This is a genomic window from Clostridium swellfunianum, assembly GCF_023656515.1.
Classification (GTDB): Bacteria; Bacillota; Clostridia; order Clostridiales; family Clostridiaceae; genus Clostridium_AT; species Clostridium_AT swellfunianum.
Map to the genome: position 1 here is coordinate 2918298 of NZ_JAMOFV010000006.1, position 20653 is coordinate 2938950.

16 protein-coding genes are annotated in these 20653 nt (G+C 34.2%); 14 read left to right on the top strand and 2 right to left on the bottom strand.

Annotation, left to right across the window (positions count from 1 at the left end; translation table 11 throughout):
• Positions 1-159: 159 nt before the first annotated feature.
• The 10 genes from NBE98_RS14060 (at position 160) to NBE98_RS14105 (ending at position 12884) form a co-directional block, all read left to right on the top strand.
• On the top strand, positions 160-1389 hold the full coding sequence (locus NBE98_RS14060; protein ID WP_250815610.1) for an extracellular solute-binding protein: 1230 nt from the start codon (positions 160-162) through the stop codon (positions 1387-1389).
• Between the two features lie 139 nt (positions 1390-1528).
• The gene (locus NBE98_RS14065; protein WP_250815611.1) at positions 1529-2461 is read left to right on the top strand and encodes a carbohydrate ABC transporter permease; all 933 of its coding nucleotides are present in this window, start codon (positions 1529-1531) and stop codon (positions 2459-2461) included.
• 2 nt (positions 2462-2463) lie between these two features.
• Positions 2464-3360, top strand: a complete 897-nt coding sequence (locus NBE98_RS14070) for a sugar ABC transporter permease (protein WP_250815612.1) — start codon at positions 2464-2466, stop codon at positions 3358-3360.
• Positions 3361-3460: 100 nt separating this feature from the next.
• A complete protein-coding gene (locus NBE98_RS14075; RefSeq protein WP_250815613.1) occupies positions 3461-5197 on the top strand; it encodes a glycoside hydrolase family 13 protein in 1737 nt (578 codons plus the stop codon).
• A gap of 42 nt (positions 5198-5239) precedes the next feature.
• Positions 5240-5938 (top strand): MgtC/SapB family protein, encoded by a 699-nt coding sequence (locus NBE98_RS14080; RefSeq protein WP_250815615.1) that lies wholly within the window; start codon positions 5240-5242, stop codon positions 5936-5938.
• Between the two features lie 181 nt (positions 5939-6119).
• Positions 6120-7163, top strand: coding sequence for an ABC transporter substrate-binding protein (locus NBE98_RS14085; protein WP_250815616.1), 1044 nt, complete (start codon positions 6120-6122; stop codon positions 7161-7163).
• 62 nt (positions 7164-7225) lie between these two features.
• On the top strand, positions 7226-8914 hold the full coding sequence (locus tag NBE98_RS14090; protein ID WP_250815617.1) for an ABC transporter permease: 1689 nt from the start codon (positions 7226-7228) through the stop codon (positions 8912-8914).
• Between the two features lie 16 nt (positions 8915-8930).
• Positions 8931-9998, top strand: a complete 1068-nt coding sequence (locus NBE98_RS14095) for an ABC transporter ATP-binding protein (protein ID WP_250815618.1) — start codon at positions 8931-8933, stop codon at positions 9996-9998.
• A gap of 85 nt (positions 9999-10083) precedes the next feature.
• Positions 10084-11817: a sensor histidine kinase gene (locus tag NBE98_RS14100; protein ID WP_250815619.1), complete on the top strand. Its 1734-nt coding sequence runs from the start codon at positions 10084-10086 to the stop codon at positions 11815-11817.
• Positions 11814-12884 carry a response regulator transcription factor gene (locus NBE98_RS14105; protein WP_250815620.1) on the top strand — a complete coding sequence of 357 codons (1071 nt, stop codon included), beginning with the start codon at positions 11814-11816 and terminating at the stop codon, positions 12882-12884. Before NBE98_RS14100 ends, NBE98_RS14105 begins: the two co-directional genes overlap by 4 nt.
• Before the next feature lie 6 nt (positions 12885-12890).
• Here the strand turns inward: NBE98_RS14105 and NBE98_RS14110 are convergent, their stop codons facing one another.
• Positions 12891-13565: a helix-turn-helix domain-containing protein gene (locus NBE98_RS14110; RefSeq protein WP_250815621.1), complete on the bottom strand. Its 675-nt coding sequence runs from the start codon at positions 13563-13565 to the stop codon at positions 12891-12893.
• Between the two features lie 141 nt (positions 13566-13706).
• On the opposite strand from NBE98_RS14110, the gene NBE98_RS14115 reads away from it, so the two are divergent.
• Positions 13707-15563, top strand: a complete 1857-nt coding sequence (locus tag NBE98_RS14115; RefSeq protein WP_250815622.1) for a glycoside hydrolase family 13 protein — start codon at positions 13707-13709, stop codon at positions 15561-15563.
• A 114-nt stretch (positions 15564-15677) separates the two neighbouring features.
• Here the strand turns inward: NBE98_RS14115 and NBE98_RS14120 are convergent, their stop codons facing one another.
• Positions 15678-16730, bottom strand: a complete 1053-nt coding sequence (locus tag NBE98_RS14120) for a DUF3048 domain-containing protein (protein WP_250815624.1) — start codon at positions 16728-16730, stop codon at positions 15678-15680.
• 268 nt (positions 16731-16998) lie between these two features.
• Here NBE98_RS14120 and nrdD point away from each other — a divergent pair, with 268 nt between their 5' ends.
• The 3 genes from nrdD (at position 16999) to NBE98_RS14135 (ending at position 20647) form a co-directional block, all read left to right on the top strand.
• Positions 16999-19113: an anaerobic ribonucleoside-triphosphate reductase gene (gene nrdD, locus NBE98_RS14125; protein WP_250815625.1), complete on the top strand. Its 2115-nt coding sequence runs from the start codon at positions 16999-17001 to the stop codon at positions 19111-19113.
• A gap of 40 nt (positions 19114-19153) precedes the next feature.
• The gene (gene nrdG, locus NBE98_RS14130; RefSeq protein ID WP_250815626.1) at positions 19154-19675 is read left to right on the top strand and encodes an anaerobic ribonucleoside-triphosphate reductase activating protein; all 522 of its coding nucleotides are present in this window, start codon (positions 19154-19156) and stop codon (positions 19673-19675) included.
• Positions 19676-19858: 183 nt separating this feature from the next.
• Positions 19859-20647: a motility protein A gene (locus tag NBE98_RS14135; RefSeq protein WP_250815627.1), complete on the top strand. Its 789-nt coding sequence runs from the start codon at positions 19859-19861 to the stop codon at positions 20645-20647.
• Positions 20648-20653: the final 6 nt, after the last annotated feature.

Here is a 20653-nt window from a genome sequence, read left to right on the forward strand (position 1 = left end):
CGAGATAATAAACATACATTAATGTATACCTCACTGAAAATATTTTCAAAAAACATATTGACTCCTTAGTTTTAGTAGGCTATAATTAATACATAAAGTGCAAACGGTTGCACGAATGTTGCAAAAAAATATAAGAATAGATTAAAGGGGGAAACTTTAATGAAAAGATCTAAAGTTTTAGTATCAGCATTAGCAGCTATGATAGTTGCAACTGCATTAGCGGGATGCGGTAAGAAAGCAGAACCAGCTCCATCAGCAGGCGGAAATACACCAGCTAAAGGTGGAAAGAAAATAATTGTTTGGTCACATCTTAAGCCAGAAGAAGTAACAGCTATAAAGCCAATCGCTGAAGAGTGGGCAAAGAGCACTGGCAATACAGTTGAAGTTTTAGAAGACAAGGGAGATATGAATGCTTTTGCTCAAGCAGCGGCTAGTGCTAAGGCAGCAGATATTATGTACGGTCTTCCACACGATAACCTTGGTGCTTTCGTAAAGGCAGGAGTCGTTGCTGAAGTTCCTTCAGGAGTTATCGATGAAAGCAAGTACGAAAAGAATACAATAAATGCTGTATCTATCGGTGGAAAGAAATATGCAGTTCCAATAGCTCAAGAAACTCTTGGCTTATTCTATAATCCAGATAAAGTTACTGCAGTTCCAAAGGATATGAATGCTTTAATAGAAGATGGAAAGAAAAACGGATTCTTATATCAAGCCAAGGATATGTACTTCAGCTATGCTGTTATAAGCGGTTTTGGAGGATATATATTCAAGGATACCAACGGTGTATTAGATCCAAATGATATTGGGCTTGCAACTGAAGGTGGAAAAAAAGGTTTTGCAATGCTTGAAAGATTCTCAAAAGAATTAGGCATGAAGTCAACAGTTGACTCAGCTAAAGCAGTTGCAGAATTCAAAGCAGGAAAAATTGCCTACTTTATAAGCGGACCATGGGATGCTGAAGGTTTAGCAAAAGAAAAGGTAAAATTCAAAGTTGTTCCAATTCCATCAGTAGACGGAACTAACCCAGCTAAACCATTCCTTGGAGTTCAATCAGCATTTGTTAACTCAAAGTCAAAGAACCAAACAGAAGCTTGGGAATTAATGAAGTATTTAACAGCTAAAACAGAAAAACAACTTTGGGAAGTTGGACACAGACTACCAGTATTAAAGGATTCTCCAATAAATTCTGAAGTAGCAAAGACTGACTATGCTGGATTTGCTCTACAAGCTAAGAATTCATACCCAATGCCAAACATAGTTGAAATGCAAGCTGCTTGGAAGTTAAATGATTCTCTTCCACTGTTATTAGACGGAAAGCAAGATGCTAACACATTTGCTGATACAGCTGCTAAAAACTTAAAGGCGCAATTAGCTACTCAAGCTAAATAATATAACTAAAGATCATACACCCGAGGGTGATTATAAAAATATGCAAATTAAATAGGAGGGGATATCCCCTCCTATTTGATAATAAAGACATAAAGCTGATAATAGTTATATATAAATAAGTAATATATGGAGGATTACAATGGAAAGGAAGAAAAAAGGTAATATATTGGGTAAATTTAAACCATACTTTTATCTATCGCCAGCACTTATTTCAATAATACTTTTAAGCTTGCTACCTATACTTTATACAATTTATATTGCTTTTACAAATTATAATATAAATAATATGGAGAACTTTAAGGTTATTGGGCTTGAAAATTTTAAGCAGATACTTACAGGACCATTAAAGCCAATATTTTTACCAGTTTTCTTATGGACTATAGTATTTGCAGCTATTTTAACCTTTGGTAACTATTTTATTGGATTATTCATAGCAATGCTTTTAAACAACCCTAACATGAAAGAAAAAGGTTTATATAAAGGATTATTTATAATTCCGTGGGCGCTTCCTGCTACAATTGCAATACTATCCTGGCAGGGACTTCTAAATGATGATTATGGAACAATAAATATGCTTCTTAAAAAGCTTGGCATTATAAGTGCAAATATTCCATGGCTTACAGATGGAACATGGGCAAGAGTAGGTATTATAATAGTAAGCTTATGGCTTGGATTCCCTTACATGATGAACGTTTGCTTAGGTGCTTTATCTGCTATTCCAGACACTTATTATGAAGCAGCGGATATAGATGGAGCAAACTGGTGGCAAAAGTTTACTAAAATTACTCTTCCATCATTAGCATCATCATCAATTCCATTATTAATATCATCCTTCTCCTTTAACTTTAATAATTTTGGTGCAGCATATTTAATAACTGGTGGAGGACCAGCTAAATTGGATACCCCTTTTGCTGGACATACTGACATACTAGCGAGCGCTGCCTTTAAAATGGTAAATACTTTGTTTAGATATGATTTAGGAGCTGCATTAAGCGTATTGATATTTATCCTCATCGGAACAATAAGCTTCTTCCAGATGAAAATGTCAGGTGCATTTGAGGAGGTAGATTAACAATGAATACAAAAACTAATAATTCGAACGAAGGACAATTAGTTTATAAGAATAGATTAAAGCCAAGAGATGTAAGAAATCTTTGGCTAAGCAGAATAGTTATTTGGATATTACTTGTAATTGTATTGTTTCCGTTAGTATCCATAATTACAGCCTCACTTTCAAAGGGTAATTATTTTGTTCAAGGAAACATATTTCCAACTGAGATAACTTTAGAAAATTATATAGGATTATTTTCAGGAGAATCTGCAAAGGGTGGAGATTTTCCAATATGGATAAAAAACAGCTTGATTCTTTGTTCTTCAGTTGCGTTGCTTCAGCTTTTTATGACTGGAACCGCAGCTTATGCATTTTCAAGAATGAGATTTAAGGGAAGAAAGAAAGGGCTCATGTCTCTTTTACTTCTTCAAATGTTCCCAAGTATGATGACAATATCAGCTATATACTATATACTTTTTAAGTTTAATTTGATTGACAATCTGTATGCTTTAATACTTATTTTTGCTGGTGGAAGCGCTTATAATATCTGGCTTTTAAAAGGCTACTTTGACAGCTTGCCAATTGAACTTGACGAGGCAGCTATGGTTGATGGCGCTACTCATTGGCAGATATTCACAAAGATAATACTTCCGTTGTCAGTACCTATGCTTATAGTAATGTTCTTGTTTAGTTTTATAGGAACCTACAGTGAATATATTATAAGTGCTGTAGCCTTAAAATCACCTGAAAATTATACTGTAGCACTAGGACTCAGACAATTTATAAATAACCAATATTCAGCTAACTGGACTAAGTTTGCAGCAGCAGCGGTTTTATCCTCACTTCCAATAGTTATAATCTTTATGCTGCTTCAGAAATTTATACAAAAGGGTCTTGTTGCAGGAGCTGTTAAGGGCTAAAAAATATAGTTAATGCAAAATTGGTATCTATAAATTCGGTGTTATACACCTAGTTTGTAGATACCTTATATTTATGTGGAAAATGTTTTAGGAGGAATATATGAATAAACATGCAATATATCATATAACTGATATACCATACGCTTATGGAATAGATGAAAAAACTTTGCTTATAAGGATTAGAACGGCAAAAGGGGATATAGCTAGGGCTATAATTTACTATAAAGATAGATATGACTGGGAAAACCCATTCAAGACCAAAATTATGGCTGTTACAGAATCAGATGAATTATTCGATTATTACGAGGCGGAAATCAGTGTTGAAGAAGGTAGATACAGATACTACTTCGGTCTTCAAGATGTTAAAAATGAAAGAACATTTTTGACCGAAAGAGGTATGTTTACTGAGCTGAGAGAACCAAAAGAACAGGGAGCATTTCAATTTGCATATTTAAATTCTATTGATGTTTACGAAAGTCCAGATTGGGCTCAAGAAGGAATAGTGTATCAAATATTTCCTGATAGATTTAATAATGGAGATAAGACTAATGATCCTGAAAATACATTTGGTTGGGAAGAGCCTGTAACAACTACTAGCCTGTTTGGAGGGGATCTTCAAGGAATAATTGATAAGCTAGATTATTTGAAGGAGCTTGGTGTAAACCTGATTTATTTGACTCCTATATTTTCCTCTTCAACAAATCACAAATACAATACTCGTGATTACTACAGTATTGATTCCGCCTTCGGAAACATAGATAAGGCTAAAGAACTTGTAAACAAATGTCACGATAGGGGAATGAGAATAGTATTTGATGCGGTATTTAATCATTCCGGAGATGATTTCTTTGCATTTGAGGATGTTGTTAAAAATGGAGAGAAATCACGGTATAGGGATTGGTTTTATATCAAGGAATTTCCGGTTGATAAGGATAAGGTAAATTACTTGACCTTTGCAAACAATATTTCAACCATGCCAAAATTTAATACAAATAATCCTGAAGTAGTACAATATCTTCTTAAGGTTGCAGAATATTGGGTTAAAGAAGTAGGGATTGATGGATGGAGACTAGATGTATGCGATGAGGTTGATCATGCCTTCTGGAGGGAATTTAGAAAGACTGTCAAAAAAGCAAATCCAGAAGCTTTAATTATTGGAGAGATAATGCATGAAGCTTCATCATGGCTTAGAGGAGATCAGCTGGACAGCATAATGAATTATCCTTTTAAACATCTATCCATAGACTTTTTTGCAAAGAGAGTTATAAATGCAGAGGAATTTGATAGTGGCTTAACTGATAACAGAGTTATTTATATGAAAAAGATAAATAGTAATATGTTCAACCTTATAGACAGCCACGATACAGCAAGATTTTTAACAGAGGCTGAGGGAAGAATTGAAAGATTAAAGCTTGCTGCTGCGTTCCAATTTACCTATATAGGAATGCCGTATATATACTATGGTGATGAAGTAGGTATGACTGGTGGTAATGATCCTGACTGCAGAAGGTGCATGATATGGGATGAAGAAAAACAGAATAGAGATTTATTTGATTTTTATAAAACTTTAAGCAAGATTAGAAAAGAAAATAAGGCATTAATCTATGGAGACTTTAAAACCTTATACAAAGATAAAAATGTTATTGTATTTAAGAGAAGTATCCAAGGGGAACAAATCATTATAATACTCAATAATAGTGACGAGCATCACTCTTTGAAGCTTGATGAAGTGAATGGCAAGTATGAGCAGCTACTAGATGTAAATAATATTATAATTTGTGAAAATAGAATTAATTTAATACCAAATGATGTTAAAATCTTAAAAGTACTGATATAATGTAAGGAAGGTTTTATGTATTATGCTTAAGGGGTGAACAACATGATTTGGTACGAGGTTATACTAAGGCTCATACTAGCGATAATAGTAGGTGGATTAATAGGATACGAAAGAGAATACAAAAACAGACCCGCGGGCTTTAGAACTCATATTCTGGTGTGTGTAGGTGCAGCTGTAATATCCATGATACAGCTTTATTCTGTGCAAGAAACTACAAATATTATAGTTAGGCAGCCGGTGCTTGCAAGTGCTCTAAAAGCGGATATAGGAAGACTTGGGGCCCAAGTTATAACAGGGGTAGGCTTTCTTGGAGCTGGTACTATAATGCATGATAAAGGTTCGGTTAAAGGTCTTACGACAGCCGCAAGTTTATGGGTAGTTGCTTGTATTGGCTTAGGGGTAGGCTTGGGGTACTACTTCTTAACAGTCTCTGCAACTGTGGTGGTTTTTTTAATACTTGTGTCACTTAAGCAGGTTGAAACAAGGTTTTTTCAAAAATCTAAAATTCAAAAATTTGAGGTCCAATACGTAGATAAGGTAGAGCTGGTAACACATATGGAGGAATACTTTTCAAGCAGGAGTATAAAGGTCCAAAATATTGAGTTTGAACTTGATGAAGAAGATGAATCTCTAAATAAGATAAGTCTTTATACAGTACTTGTTCCAAGGCATATAAAAAGCAGCGAAATCATCAGAGATTTATGTGTTTATGAGGGTATAATTAAGGTTACCCTAGTATAAACGTTTATTTAAGCATAGACTCGTAAAAGAATGGGGACACCCATTCTTTTTGTTATGTATAAAAATTTTACCTCTATGTTTTATATTTTGTTCATTACTTATTAATAAATTATATTTTGTTATATAATTTAAATAAGTTAGTGATAACGTATTCACAATTTAAAAAGGTGAGGTGTAAACCATGAACAAAAAAAGATTTTTAGCTTTGGCACTAAGCACAATTATAGTTGGTTCATTATTTGCAGGCTGCGGCAAGAAGGACGCAGGAAATACAGCTGCTCAGCCTAAGAAAGACTTAAGTCTTACTATTTATGCTGGACTTATGGAAGACCACGCAAATGCAGTAGCTAAGGAATTTGAAAAACAGACAGGTGTTAAGACTACAATGGTAAGACTAAGCGGAGGAGAAATACTTACAAGAATTGATGCTGAAAAACAAAATCCAAAAGCATCAGTGTGGTATGGTGGCCCAGCAGATACTTTTATAGCAGGTATGGAAAAGGGTTTATTAGATAAGTATGTATCACCAAACTCAAAGGATATACCTGATAAATTTAAGAATAAAGACGGCTACTGGACAGGAATATATAATGGATACTTAGGGTTTGTTGTTAATGGAAAGCTATTAAAGGAAAAGGGTGTTGAAGTTCCAAAGTCCTGGGAAGATTTATTAAAACCAGAATATAAGGGACAAATAGTTGTTGCTAATCCTGGTTCTTCAGGAACAGCTTATGCAATGATAGCTACACTTGTACAACTTATGGGTGAAGAAAAAGCTATGGACTACTTAAAGAAGCTTGATGGACAAATTAAGCAGTATCCAAAGACAGGTTCAGCTCCAGCGCAGATGGCAGGTATGGGAGAGGCTATGGTAGGTATATGCTTCCTTCATGATGGCATTAAATATCAAAAGGAAGGCTACACCGATATAGTTTTATCAGCTCCATCAGAAGGAACAGGCTATGAGGTTGGCGCAGTAGGTATAATCAAAGGTGCTCCAGATATGGAAGCCGCTAAAATGTTTGTTGACTGGTGTTTAAAGAAGGAAGCTCAAGAGTTAGGACAAAAATATGGTTCCTTCCAATTTTTAACTAACCCAAATGCAAATCCACCAAAGGAAGCTGATCAGTTAAAATCAACAAAGCTTATAAACTATGACATGGAGTTTGCAGGAAAAAATAGAGCAAGATTAGTTGAAACATGGCACAAGCTTACAAATAAATAAGCTGACTAAATTTAGGCATGCTTTACTGCATGCCTAAAATAATATATGAAAGGGGTAAAAGAATGGCATTAAGCAAACACAAAAATAAATTGCAGCGTGATTTAACAGACATGAAAAAGATTTGGCGAGATCCTATGCTGCTTACAACCATAATATTTGTAATTATAATTCTTTTAATCTTTATATTATTTCCGTTATTTTCAGTGCTTAAGGAAAGCTTTATAACAAAGCAAGGACTAACTTTTCAGTCCTATGCGGCTACCTTTAAGAACTCGCAGTTCAGAGGCACTTTAAAGAATACTTTAGTACTTGGAACAGTTGTAGGAGCATTATCAACAGTTATAGGTTTTATTTTTGCATATGCAGATTCCTATATAAAGTCACATTTTAAGGGACTTTTCAAGGTAGTTTCAATACTGCCTATAATATCACCTCCTTTCGTACTTGCACTTTCTGCAATTATGTTGTTTGGACAGCGTGGACTTATAACAATGAGACTTCTGCATATAGAAAATGCAAATATATATGGTTTTAAAGGATTAGTAATAGTTCAGACTATGACTTTCTTCCCAGTGGCATATCTTCTATTAACTGGACTATTAAAACACATTGACCCTGCTTTAGAAGAGGCTGCCAGAAATATGGGAGCTTCAAGATGGAAGACCTTTGTTACAGTAACACTTCCTCTAATGGCGCCAGGTATTGCGAATTCATTTTTGCTTACATTTATTGAAACAGTGGCAGACTTTTCAAATCCAATGGTAATAGGGGGAGATTATTCAACACTTGCAACACAAATTTATCTTCAGGCTATAGGAAACTATGATATGCAGGGTGGAGCTACAGTAGCTGTTATTCTTCTTGCACTTACCATTCTTCTATTCATAATTGAGAAGTACTGGATTGAAAGAAAATCCTATATAACTGTTACAGGTAAGGCTTCTAGAGAAAGAGAATTAATAAGTGAGAAAAAAATTGTATTTCCAATAGATGTATTCTGTATTTTAATAACTATATTTGTCCTTTCCTTCTATGTACTTATACCAATAGGAGGATTATTCAAGATTTGGGGTGTTAATTACTCCTTAACCTTAAATCACTTTAAGTATGTATTTGAACTTGGCTTAAAACCTCTAATAGATACAACCTTCCTGGCAACTGTATCTACACCTATATCAGGAATACTCTCTATGATAATAGCTTTCTTAATTGTAAGAAAGAGGTTCTATGGAAGAGGATTTGTGGAATTTACATCATTATTGGCGATGGCTGTACCAGGAACGGTAATAGGTATTGGCTATATACTAGCTTACAATACTAAGCCTTTGGTACTAACAGGAACAGCAACTATACTAATAATTGCTTTTATAATGAGAAGCTTACCAGTTGGAGTGCGTTCTGGTGTTGCAGCTCTTCAACAGATAGACCCAGCTATAGAAGAAGCTGCATCAGACCTTGGAGCAGATACAACAAAGGTATTTACCTCTGTTACACTTCCATTAATAAAGCCTGCTTTCTTTAGTGGTCTTGTTTATACCTTTGTAAGAAGTATGACCGCGGTAAGTGCAGTAATATTCCTTGTTTCAGCAAGATATAGCTTGCTTACAGTACAGATACTTTCTCAGGTGGATGCAGGAAGATTTGGAGTTGCAGCAGCTTTCTCAACAATATTAATTGTAATAGTGTTTATAGCAATAGCAATTATGTACTTCCTGCTTAGCAAAATGGGAATAAGCAGAGAAGAACTGTAATGATGGAGGTTTAGAAATGAATAAAAAAGGTGTTAATATAAAAAATCTTTCTAAAATATATGTTGGTGCAAATAATAATGAATTCAAAGCAGTAGATGATATATCAGTTGATATTAAGGCCGGTGAATTTGTAACTCTTCTTGGACCTTCAGGCTGTGGAAAGACTACGACTCTAAGAATGATAGCCGGATTTGAAATTCCAACCTCAGGCGAAATATATCTTGGTGGAGATAAGATAAACAATCTTCCTCCAGACAAGAGAGATACAGCAATGGTGTTTCAAACCTATGCCCTATTTCCACACTACAATATATATGATAATATTGCATACGGCTTAAAGCTTAAGAAGTTAAGCAAGGAAGTTATAAAAGAAAAAGTTGCAAAGATAATTGATCTTGTAGGATTAAATGGAATGGAAACAAGATATCCAAATCAATTGTCAGGAGGACAGCAGCAAAGAGTTGCTCTAGCTCGTGCGCTTGTTATGGAACCCGGAGTACTCTTGTTTGATGAACCACTTTCAAATCTTGATGCAAAGCTTAGAGTATATATGAGAACTGAGATAAGAAAAATACAAAAGAAAGTTGGAATAACTGCTGTTTATGTTACTCACGACCAATCAGAAGCAATGAGCTTATCTGATAGAATTATAATAATGAACAAAGGAAAAATTGAGCAAGTAGGAACTCCAAAGGAAGTCTATTACACACCTCAAACAGAATTTGTTGCTGACTTTATAGGAACAGCTAACTTTATAGACGCTGAAATAGTATCTATACAGGATGAAATTGCTGATATAAGCGTTTATGGAAAAAAGATGAGCATACCATACAAGGGAAACAAAAAGGATGGAGAAAAGTGCAGGCTTGTTCTTAGACCAGAAGCTGTAGAGGTAGGAAGAGAAGGATTGTTAAAGGGAACAGTAATACTTTCAACCTTCATGGGTTCCTATCAGGATTATGTGGTTAAGGTAGGAGACGCAGAAGTTAAAATTCAGGACAATAATCCCCAAGGTAGAGATGTGTTTAAAGAAGGGGAAGAAGCCATGATTAGATTCAATCCATATAATGTTCATATAATATAGAAAAACTCTCACACTAGAAGCCCAACGGTACTAAGTTGGGCTTTTAGTGTTATAATAATTTATATAAATAGAGAGGAGCTGCAGCATGAATATATTAAAAAAGGGTCTGTTTAGAAACAGGCTTTTTAGGGCTTTCATTTTGGTAGGAATTATTCCGCTTCTTCTTATGGGCAGCTTTTCTTATTATGATACCTCAAGGCTCATAAATGAAAAAGTTAACTCTTCGGTTAAGGAAAATCTAGAAGTTATGGGAAAGCTAGTTGATTCTTCAATGGGAACACTTATAAGTATAACCTCGTATATCTCAACCAATGAAGATGTGCAGATTGTTCTAAGAAAAAAAGAGTATAAAAGCTATGATGAAAAATTCGGAGATGTTCAAAAGATATACAAGATTACCAGCAGTGTACTGGCAACTCAGAGGCTGGATGTCCCTATATACATTGCAGGGATGAATAAATACAGCAGATTTACTACCACAGATTACTTCCCGCCAATATACTCGGATTTAAAGTCAGATATATTTAAACAGATTGATGAAAGAGAAAATAAAGAGCTTTTATATATCCATAGAAGAGTAGACGGTAAAGAAAGAAAGGATATAGTCTTATCTATAGGTCAGCAGGCTAGAAGTCTTAAGGAAGGCGATAAGACAGGATATGTAGTACTTGACGTTTACGATGATTATTTTAATGATATCTTTAAAAGTGTAAAGGTATATAAAGAGAATAATATTTATGTTTTAGATAATAAGGGGAATATAATTACAGATAAACTATATAAGAATAAGACAGGATTTAAATTTTACAATGAATATTTGGAGAAGGTTTTAGACAGTGAAAATGGTAGCTTTAAATGTACTATCAATGGAGAAAAATCCATAGCTTACTTTACAACCTTGAAAGATACTGGCTTTAAGCTAGTTGAAACTGTGCCTATTAGTGCAATGTATAAAGACAGAGTTTTTATAGTTAGAACCTTTATAGTATTAATTGCTCTATTTGGAATGCTTGCAATAGCTGCATCTTTAGTGCTGTCAAGGAATATCTCACGTCCAGTAAACAAGCTCTCCGAGCTTATGAAAAGGGTAGAAGAAGGTGAGCTAGGAGTTAACTTTGATATGAATACTGAGGATGAAATAGGAAAGCTAGGTCACAGTTTTAACAACATGGTAAGAGAAATAAACAGGCTTATTGAAGAGGTTTATGTGAAGCAGTATCTGCTGAAGGAGGCAGAATTTAAAGCATTAAAAGCCCAGGTAAATCCTCACTTTTTATACAATGCTTTAGAATCTATAAAGTGGATGGCTAAGCTTGAAAATAAGCAAGGGGCTATACTTATGGTTACTGCTCTTGGTAAGTTTTTAAGATACAGCATAAGCAGTAAGGGAGATATAGTCACAGTTAAAGAAGATATTGAGCAAATAAATAATTATCTAACTATACAAAAGATAAGATATGGCGACAAAATCAGCGTTTCGGTAGAAATCGAGGAGGATATTTATAATAAAAATATTCTTAAGCTTTTACTTCAGCCTCTTGTAGAAAACGCTATTATCCATGGTTTGGAGCAAAAAAGGGATTGTGGAAGCTTATGGATTAAAGGCTATAAACTGAAAGACGACCTATGCTTTGAAATTATTGATGATGGTGTAGGAATAGGCAACAGTGCAACGAAGGGAGAAGGCATAGGGCTTGAAAATGTAGACAGTAGAATTAAGCTGCATTATGGTGAAGGTTACGGAGTCTCCATAGATACAAAGGATGAACTTACAATAGTTAAGCTTATTATTCCTGATAGAGGGGATGAGAAAAGTTGATTAAAGTTTTAATAGTTGATGATGAATATTTTGCACGAGAAGGAATGAAGAAGACAATACCTTGGGAGGATTACGGCTGCGTTGTGTGCGGAGAAGCTAAAGATGGATTCGAAGGTGTTGAGGAGGCTAAGAGGCTAAAACCTGACATAATAGTTACGGACATAAGCATGCCTCAGATGAACGGAATAGAAATGGCAAAAGAAATAAGAAAGTTATTGCCAGAGTGTAAATTCATTATAATAACGGGCTTTGATGAATTTGAATATGCCAAAGCAGCCATAAAACTGAGCGCCATTGATTTTATATTAAAGCCTATAGATGAAAGCGAGTTTTTGGAAGCGCTCAAAATAGCTGCTGAGCGCTGCAGAAAGTCAATTAAGAATAATATACTGATCAAACGGGAAGAAGTAATTAGAATTTCTCAGATATTAAAGGAAGAAAAAGAACTTCTGTTAACTATTCAAGCTTATGATAAAGTTAAAATGGAGAAACTACTTAGAAAGATATACTTTAATATTCTAAATAAAGAGAACTATGATATTATTAAGCAAGTAAGCATTGATATAGTGTTAAAATCCTTAAATACTTTGTCAGAGTATAATATATCAGTTGAAGATGCAAGATTAGAGAGTTTGGATGTTTATGAAAGAGCAGCAGAAACCTCAAATTTAAACGAGGCTTACAACTGGGTTTATAAGGTTTTATTGAATATTATAGAGGCTGTAAAAGAAGCAGCTCTTGAGGCCAATGATACTAGCATCTACAAAGCAATAGATTTTATTAAAGAGCATTTTTGCGAAGATATTTCCTTAAGTGATGTAGCTAAAGAGGTTTATTTAAGTGAGAGTTACCTAAGCAGGAAACTAAAGAAAGTTAAAGGTATAAGCTTTGTCGAGTACATTACCAGGCTTCGTATGAAAAAAGCCATGGAGCTTTTAAAAGATCCTAGTATAAAGATAAATGATATAGCTAAAAGAGTTGGCTATCCAGACTACAGATATTTTTCTCAGACTTTTAAAAAGTATTACGGATATAGTCCGAGTGAATTCATAAAGACTAAAAGCTAAGCTGGGTTAATTCTCAGCTTTTTTATTTCTATATTCCGTTGGAGAAACTCCAGCTATAGATTTAAAGGTTCGGCTAAAATGGCTTTGATCATAAAATCCAAGCAGAATGCCTATATCTAAGATGCTTTTGTCTGTGTTTAATAGAAGAGTCTTAGCCCGTTCTATTTTAAGTCTTTTTGAATACAGCATCACAGAAATGCCCATGTGCTTTTTAAATATATCAGAAGCATAACCCATGGAGATGCTTAAATCTTTGGATAGTTTTTCTAGAGATACATGACTTTCAATATTTATATGAAGGTAATTTAATATCCTGTTTATAATATAGTTGTCTGTTATTTGAACGTCATTTATAAGGATATCCAGATGAGCTTCAATCATCTTAAGTTCAAGGCTTTGTAATTCCTTTAGGTCGTTTGAGACTTGAGCGGATTTATAAAACTTATTGTAAGAAGGATGAAGATATTTTTTTGAAATGCCGCTTTTTATTATTTCCCTTATATAAATTGCATTCCATATCAGCAAATCATTTCTCTTATCTACAACAGATAGGTCGTCCTCAATTTCTCTTACATGCTTTTCTCTTGTAAGTTGAAGTATATCTTCTTTTAATCTTGCTTCTACTAGAAAGAAGATATCGTTATTAAAAAGATAGCTGTCGGATTCGAAAGTGTCATACATTATGATTCACCTCTATTATAGTATTTTGTAAAGTTGCATAGTATATATACATGTTTTAAGAAAAATATACAAATGAAAAAGAAGACAGTTGCTATAATTATAACATATATTAAGCTTATTAAGAGAACAGGAGATTTAGCTATGAGCAAGCAAAGAGTAATTACAAAAGAAGCAATATTGCATATTCCTAAGAGCAATTACAGCTATGGATACGACAAAGACACCTTACACATTAGGGTTAGAACTAAGAAAGGCGAAGTTGACAGTGTAATTTTAAGAGCAGGAGATCAATACGTATGGGAACAGGGAGGAGCCAATGGCGGAAACCTAAATGCAGCAGGTTCTAATTGGTCTAGTGCTGAAAATATTGAGATGAAAAAGGAGGTTGAAACAGAATTATTTGACTATTGGTTTACAGAGTATAAACCTAAGTATAAGAGAACTAGATATGCCTTTATAATAGAGAATTCAAATGAGAGACTTTTATATACTGAGAGAGGAATATTTGATTTATCGAAGGAAGGACTAAAGAAAAATGAAAAACAGCTTTCAAATCCAGGTATATTCTTTAATTTTCCATATTTAAATGGAATAGATGTTGCCAATACTCCAGCTTGGGCAAGGGATACTGTATGGTATCAAATTTTCCCTGATAGATTTGCTATAGGTGACAGGTCTATTTCTAAGGGGGAACTTGAAACGTGGGGAGAGGAACCAACACAATCAGGTTTTATGGGAGGAGATCTTCAAGGCGTTATCGATAAACTAGATTACTTAAAAGTTTTAGGGGTTAACGGCATATACTTTTGTCCTATATTTACAGCTAAATCAAATCATAGATACGATACTATTGATTATATGGAGATCGACCCTAGGCTTGGAAGTAAAGATACCTTTAAAAAGTTAGTTGAAGAAGCTCACAAAAGAGGCATTAAAATAATGCTTGATGCTGTATTTAATCACTCAGGATTTTTCTTTAAACCATGGCAGGATGTTTTAGAGCATGAGCATAAATCAAGATATAAGGATTGGTTCTGTATTAAAAAGTTCCCTGTTAAAGAAGGTTTAATGACTGAGAATATAGATGGCAAAAGGCTTAATTATGAAACCTTTGGTACAGTTCCAACAATGCCTAAGCTTAATACAGAAAATCCTGAAGTTAAAAAATATCTTCTTGAGTCAGGAAAATATTGGGTTAGAGAGTTTGATATAGATGCTTGGAGAATTGATGTTGCAAATGAAGTAGATCATGCCTTCTGGAGGGAATTTAGAAAAGAATTAAGAAGCGTTAAGTCAGATTTATATATACTAGGTGAAATATGGCACAATTCACTTCCATGGCTTATGGGGGACCAATTTGATGCAGTTATGAACTATCCTCTTACAGATGCAATAAATGGATTCTTCTGCGAAGATAAGCTTAACGCAGAAGAGTTTAAGCATATGGTAAATGAAACTTTAGTAAGCTACTCAAGACAGGTTAATGAAGTGAACTTTAATTTATTAGACAGCCATGACACTACAAGAATTTTATCAATAGCAAATGGAAATAAAGATAAAGTTAAGCTTGCATACTTGTTTATGCTTACCCAACCAGGATCCCCCTGCATTTACTACGGAGACGAAATTGGTATGGACAGCGGTATTGGAGAAGAAAAATCAAATAGAGGCTGCATGGTTTGGGAAGAGGAAAAGCAGGACAGAGATATGTTTAAGCATGTAAAGACACTGCTTCAGCTAAGAAAAGAGAATCCAGAGTTTAGATTAACCGCCTTACAATGGATAGAAGCCGATTCAGAAACAGGAACTATAGCGTTTAGAAAAGGGGAAGTAACGTTTATAGTAAATAATTCTGAGAGTAATTTAGACTTTGTGCTTCCTGAAGCTTTAGCAAATAAAAAAGCAGTTGAAGTATTTACAAAGGAGAAGCTTAGGTTGGATACAAAAATAAAATTAAAACCATATAGTTTTATGATTCTTAAAAATATAACAATATAACAATTTATAAATATAAGAATACATAAATACAGTTATATAACTAACTGACAAGCTGTAAGTAATGAATAGTAGTAAAAAACCAGAGGTTAATGCTGTACCTCTGGTTTTTTACAATCACTTTATTTGTACTGTATTGCTTTTGTCTATGATGTGCCACCAAGTATTACCGGGGCTTAATGGAATATCTAGGCCATTTTCATCCTTTAGAATTGTGGCAGAGTTAATATTTTTTTTACTCCATTTCATTTTTGTATATTTTCCATTGCTGAACACATATCCTGCTCCTTCGCCTACAAGGTCTATATCAAGGTGCTGCTTGTCGGACTGAAGAGTAATGCTTGTGATTTGAACTACTACATTGGTTATGGCTACAGCTTTACTATCTTCCTTGTTGGAAAAAGCATCATTATTAATAGATTTATAGTATTTGCCGTTTGTGTAATTATAGCTGGTAGAATAATATTTATTAAACTTTAAATCTATATCTTGTGCATTTGAATGATTTTCGCTAGTCCAAAACTCTTTATTAAATTTTAATGGAAGCTTTGGTATCTTAACAAATCCTCTCGAAACTGCTGCACTTCTCAATTTTTCAGCAGAGGTATAAAGATTGTGAGGGGCTTTTCTTTCTCTATCTCTCCAATAAAAGCCTGTAAGAAAAAACTCATTCATAGACATAAGTTTTTCTTTTTCTATCATCTCCTTTGCCTCTGTACTATAGCCACAGTGCGCAAATGGAATATTGTACTCTTTTGATATGTTTATAAAATAAGGTCGTGCACTTCTAATTGGACCAATTTTAGCTGGAGAGTTTTTTTGAAATAAGGCTATAAATCTAGGGATTCCACCTTCAGCCATGGTTTCATAAACTATATCTGCATCATTAAGGCCAGATTGTGGACGTGCATCCTTAGAATTTTCAATTATAGCCATAAAGGGGATATTTTTAGACTTTTTCTCGTCCACTTTTTCCCCAGTATAAGGCGCGAAGAATTCCAAAGGTTTTTTTTCAGGAGTTTTAGGCTCCTCCTTAGAAGGTTTATTTATTTCAATACCAGTACTTGGAGAAATAGGTACCATTGTCTCTATGGTTTTTTCTTTTCTGCAGCCAGATAAAATACTAATAATTATTATTAGCGCAGAAAACAATATTACTTTACGATTCACGATATCATCTCCCATTAAAAAACAGCATGATTACTGCAATATATTAATTTATATTCATTAAGTGTGAATTTATGATTAAATAAAATTAGTAGATAGCTTTTTCTACTCCTCGCAACTGTCCTGTGGCATTAAAAACTAATCAAAATAGAAGGTAAATTAATGTAGTTAGTTATAAATAAATGAAATGATAAATTTAAAAATTGCTATAAAAATTTTAAAAAGGTATAATAAGCAAGTTACAAGATATGGTGCCTGGGGAGGAATGAGAATGCTACATGTTGTGAAGAGGGATGGCAGAAAGGCTGAGTTCAATTCAGTCAAAATAACTAACGCTATCAAAGGAGCTGCTGATGAAATTGCTTACAGCCTAAAGGAAAGTGAAGCTGTAGAGCTAACTCAAAAGGTAATTAAAAAATTAGAGGACTTAGACAAAGAAGAGATAGCTGTTGAACATGTTCAAAATATCGTTGAAGATGTGCTGCTGCAAAATGATTATAAGATATTAAAAAATACATATTCAAATTATAGAAAAGAAAGAAATAAAGTAAGAGAAATTAAATCAGATTTGATGAGAGCTATAGAACAAATAGGAGTGGAAACTGACAGAGATAATGCAAATGTTGGCAATAACTTCAGTTCAAAGCTTTTGAGAATAGCAAGCGAGTCAAATAAATGGCATAATCTTGCAATGATGCCTAAGCACTTGGCAAAGGCTCATGAAAATGGAGACATTTACTATCATGATCTTGATTCATATAATTTGACAACAAACTGTTTACATATACCCACAAAGGAAGTATTGGAAAGAGGCTTCAATACTGGCTACGGAACTATAAATACACCAAGAAGAATTGAGTCCGCGGCAGAATTATCATGTATTCTTCTGCAATCAACTCAAAATGATATGTTTGGAGGACAGTCACATCCTGATTTTGATAATGATATGGGAGTGTTTGTTGAGCCGACTAGGCAGGAGGTAAGAGCTGAGTTAGTAGAGCTTGGTCTTGAAGGCAAAAAACTTGAGGAAGCTGTTGAGAAGAAGCTTATTAAAACTATTCATCAAGCTATGCAGGGAATAGTGTACAACCTTAATACTATGCATTCCAGAGCTGGAAGTCAGGTTCCGTTTTCTTCCATTAATTTAGGAATACCATATGATAAAGATGCTGCTTTAGTATGCGAAATATTCCTTCTAGAATATGAGAAAGGCCTTGGAAAGGGAGAGCAGCCAATATTTCCTAACATAATTTTTAGAGTAAAGGAAGGAATAAATAGGGAGCCTAAGGATCCTTACCATTATCTATATAAATTAGCTTGCAGAGTTGCGGCAAAAAGGATGAACCCAACCTTTATGAATATAGATTCAGACTTTAATAAGGACTATTATGAAAAAGGATATATGCCTGCTACAATGGGCTGCAGAACATATATAATGTCAAATATCAATGGTGAGCCTGGTACTAAAGGAAGAGGAAATATTGCTCCAACCACATTAAATCTGCCTAGAATAGGCATACTTGCTAAAGGTGATGTAGATAAATTTTTCTCTCTTTTAGATGCTAAACTAGAGCTTGCAAAAGAGGCTTTGCTTCATAGATATAATGTTTTAAAAAGGCTAAGAATAAAAGATTTGCCGTTTGTTGCAGGACAAGGGCTTATGAGAGGCTCAGAGGGGCTAAGCCCAGAGGATTCAATAGAGCCAATACTTAGAAACGGAACCTGGGGAATTGGGTTTATTGGTCTAGCAGAAACCTTATCAGCTTTAGTTGGCAAACATCATGGAGAAGACGAAGCGGCGGGAGAGTTAGGTTTAAAAATAGTTACTCATATGAGGAATTATACGGATAAGATAACGCAGGAAACGAAACTTAATTGGAGTACTTATGCTACACCAGCAGAAGGTTTGAGTGGAAGGTTTATTCTTCAAGATAAGAAGATATTTGGGGAAATAAAAGGAGTAACTGATAAGGAATACTATACAAACAGTTATCATGTTCCTGTTGGTTTCACAGTATCAATAAAAGATAAAATAGATATTGAAGCTCCATATCACAAGCTTTGTAATGCAGGACATATAAGTTATATAGAGCTAGATGATTATCCAGATGAAAATATAATAATGGATATACTAGATTATGCTTATAAAAATACAAACATAAGTTACATTGGCATAAATTTTCATATAAAGTATTGCAAGGACTGTGGAACCTATTTAAATGGTGCGAGTCATAAATGCAGCAAATGTGGAAGCCATAATATTCAGGGAGTTTCAAGAATAACTGGATACTTAAGTCTTGATGAGAGGTTTGGAGCTGGAAAGTATGCTGAAAGAGCAGATAGAAAAGCACATACCGACAGTCATGTTAATGTGTATTCAAACTAGATATTTAAAGAACAATTATTTGAGTGAGAGGAGGAATCTTATGCAGGAAAACAATAAAATTAGATTAGCTGCTATACTTCCAGAAAGCCTTGTTAATGGAGCTGGCATAAGAAGAGTTTTGTTTGCTCAGGGTTGTCCTCATAATTGCCAGGGCTGCTTTAGTCCGCATACTCACTCTTATACTGATGGAACTTTAATCAATATGGATGAAATAATTGAAGATATAAGAAAAAATCCAATGCTTCGAGGAGTTACCTTTAGCGGTGGAGAACCTTGGGAACAGGCAGACAAGTTTGCTTATATTGCTAAAGAAATTAAAAAATTTGGTCTTAATGTTTGGTGCTATACAGGGTACACTCTTGAATACATTTTAAAACACAAGAATGAGAGAAAAGGCTGGGATGAACTGCTTCAATATGTAGATGTGCTTGTGGATGGTAAATTTGAGGACAGTAAAAAATCTTCAGAACTTAAGTTTAGAGGGTCAAGCAATCAAAGAATAATAGATATTAAGAGCAGCTTAGAGCTTATGGAAGCTGTAGCTGTAGATTTATATAAATAATCAAAGTCCGAGTAGTAATCAAAATACTGCTTGGACTTTTTTGCTATAGAATAACTTACCACTTAGAAAAATATATTTAATGTGGATAAAATGCTAAAGAATTATGTTAGATTGTACGATATAGTTATTAATAAATAGAAATTTAACTATAGCTGCATGTTTATATACATAGGGGGAGAAACAATGGATTTAATGTCGATTTTAGGTATGGTCTTGGCTTTTGGATTCGTTATATATGGAATACTTTCAAGTGGATCTATAATGACTTTTTTTGATTTGCCGTCGGTATTTATAACTATTGGTGGAACAATAGGCGCACTTCTTATAACTACTAAGACTAAAAATGCCAAAGTGCTTTTAAAGTTATTCGGAAAAGTATTTAAAGAAAATAAATCAAGCGATGTTGAAATAATTATTAGTATGGTAGAGTGGGCAACAAGAGCTAGAAAAGAAGGATTACTTTCTCTAGAAGATACAATTCAAAATATTCCTGATCCTTTCATAAGAAAAGGAATGATGATGATAGTTGATGGTGCTGAGCCTGAAACGATTAAGAATGTTTTATCTTTAAAGATAAAGGGAATTGTTACAAGACATAGTGAGAACAGAGCCATGTTTGATACTGGAGCAGCTCTAGGGCCTGCCTTTGGTATGATAGGTACGTTAATTGGTCTTGTTAACATGTTAAAACAGTTATCAGATCCATCTTCAATAGGTCCTCAGATGTCGGTTGCGCTAATTACGACCTTCTATGGATCTCTTTTGGCAAATATGCTTTTTATGCCAATGTCTAAAAAGCTCAAAGCTAAAACCTCTGAAGAAGTTTATCAAAAGGAAATGATTATTGAAGGATTGCTAAGTATTCAAGCTGGAGAAAATCCTAATACACTAAAAGAGAAAATGCTTTCTTTCTTGGACGAAAAAACCATAAGCCAGATGGAGGCACAAGCTGCTAAGAAAGAAGAAGAGTAATAGAGG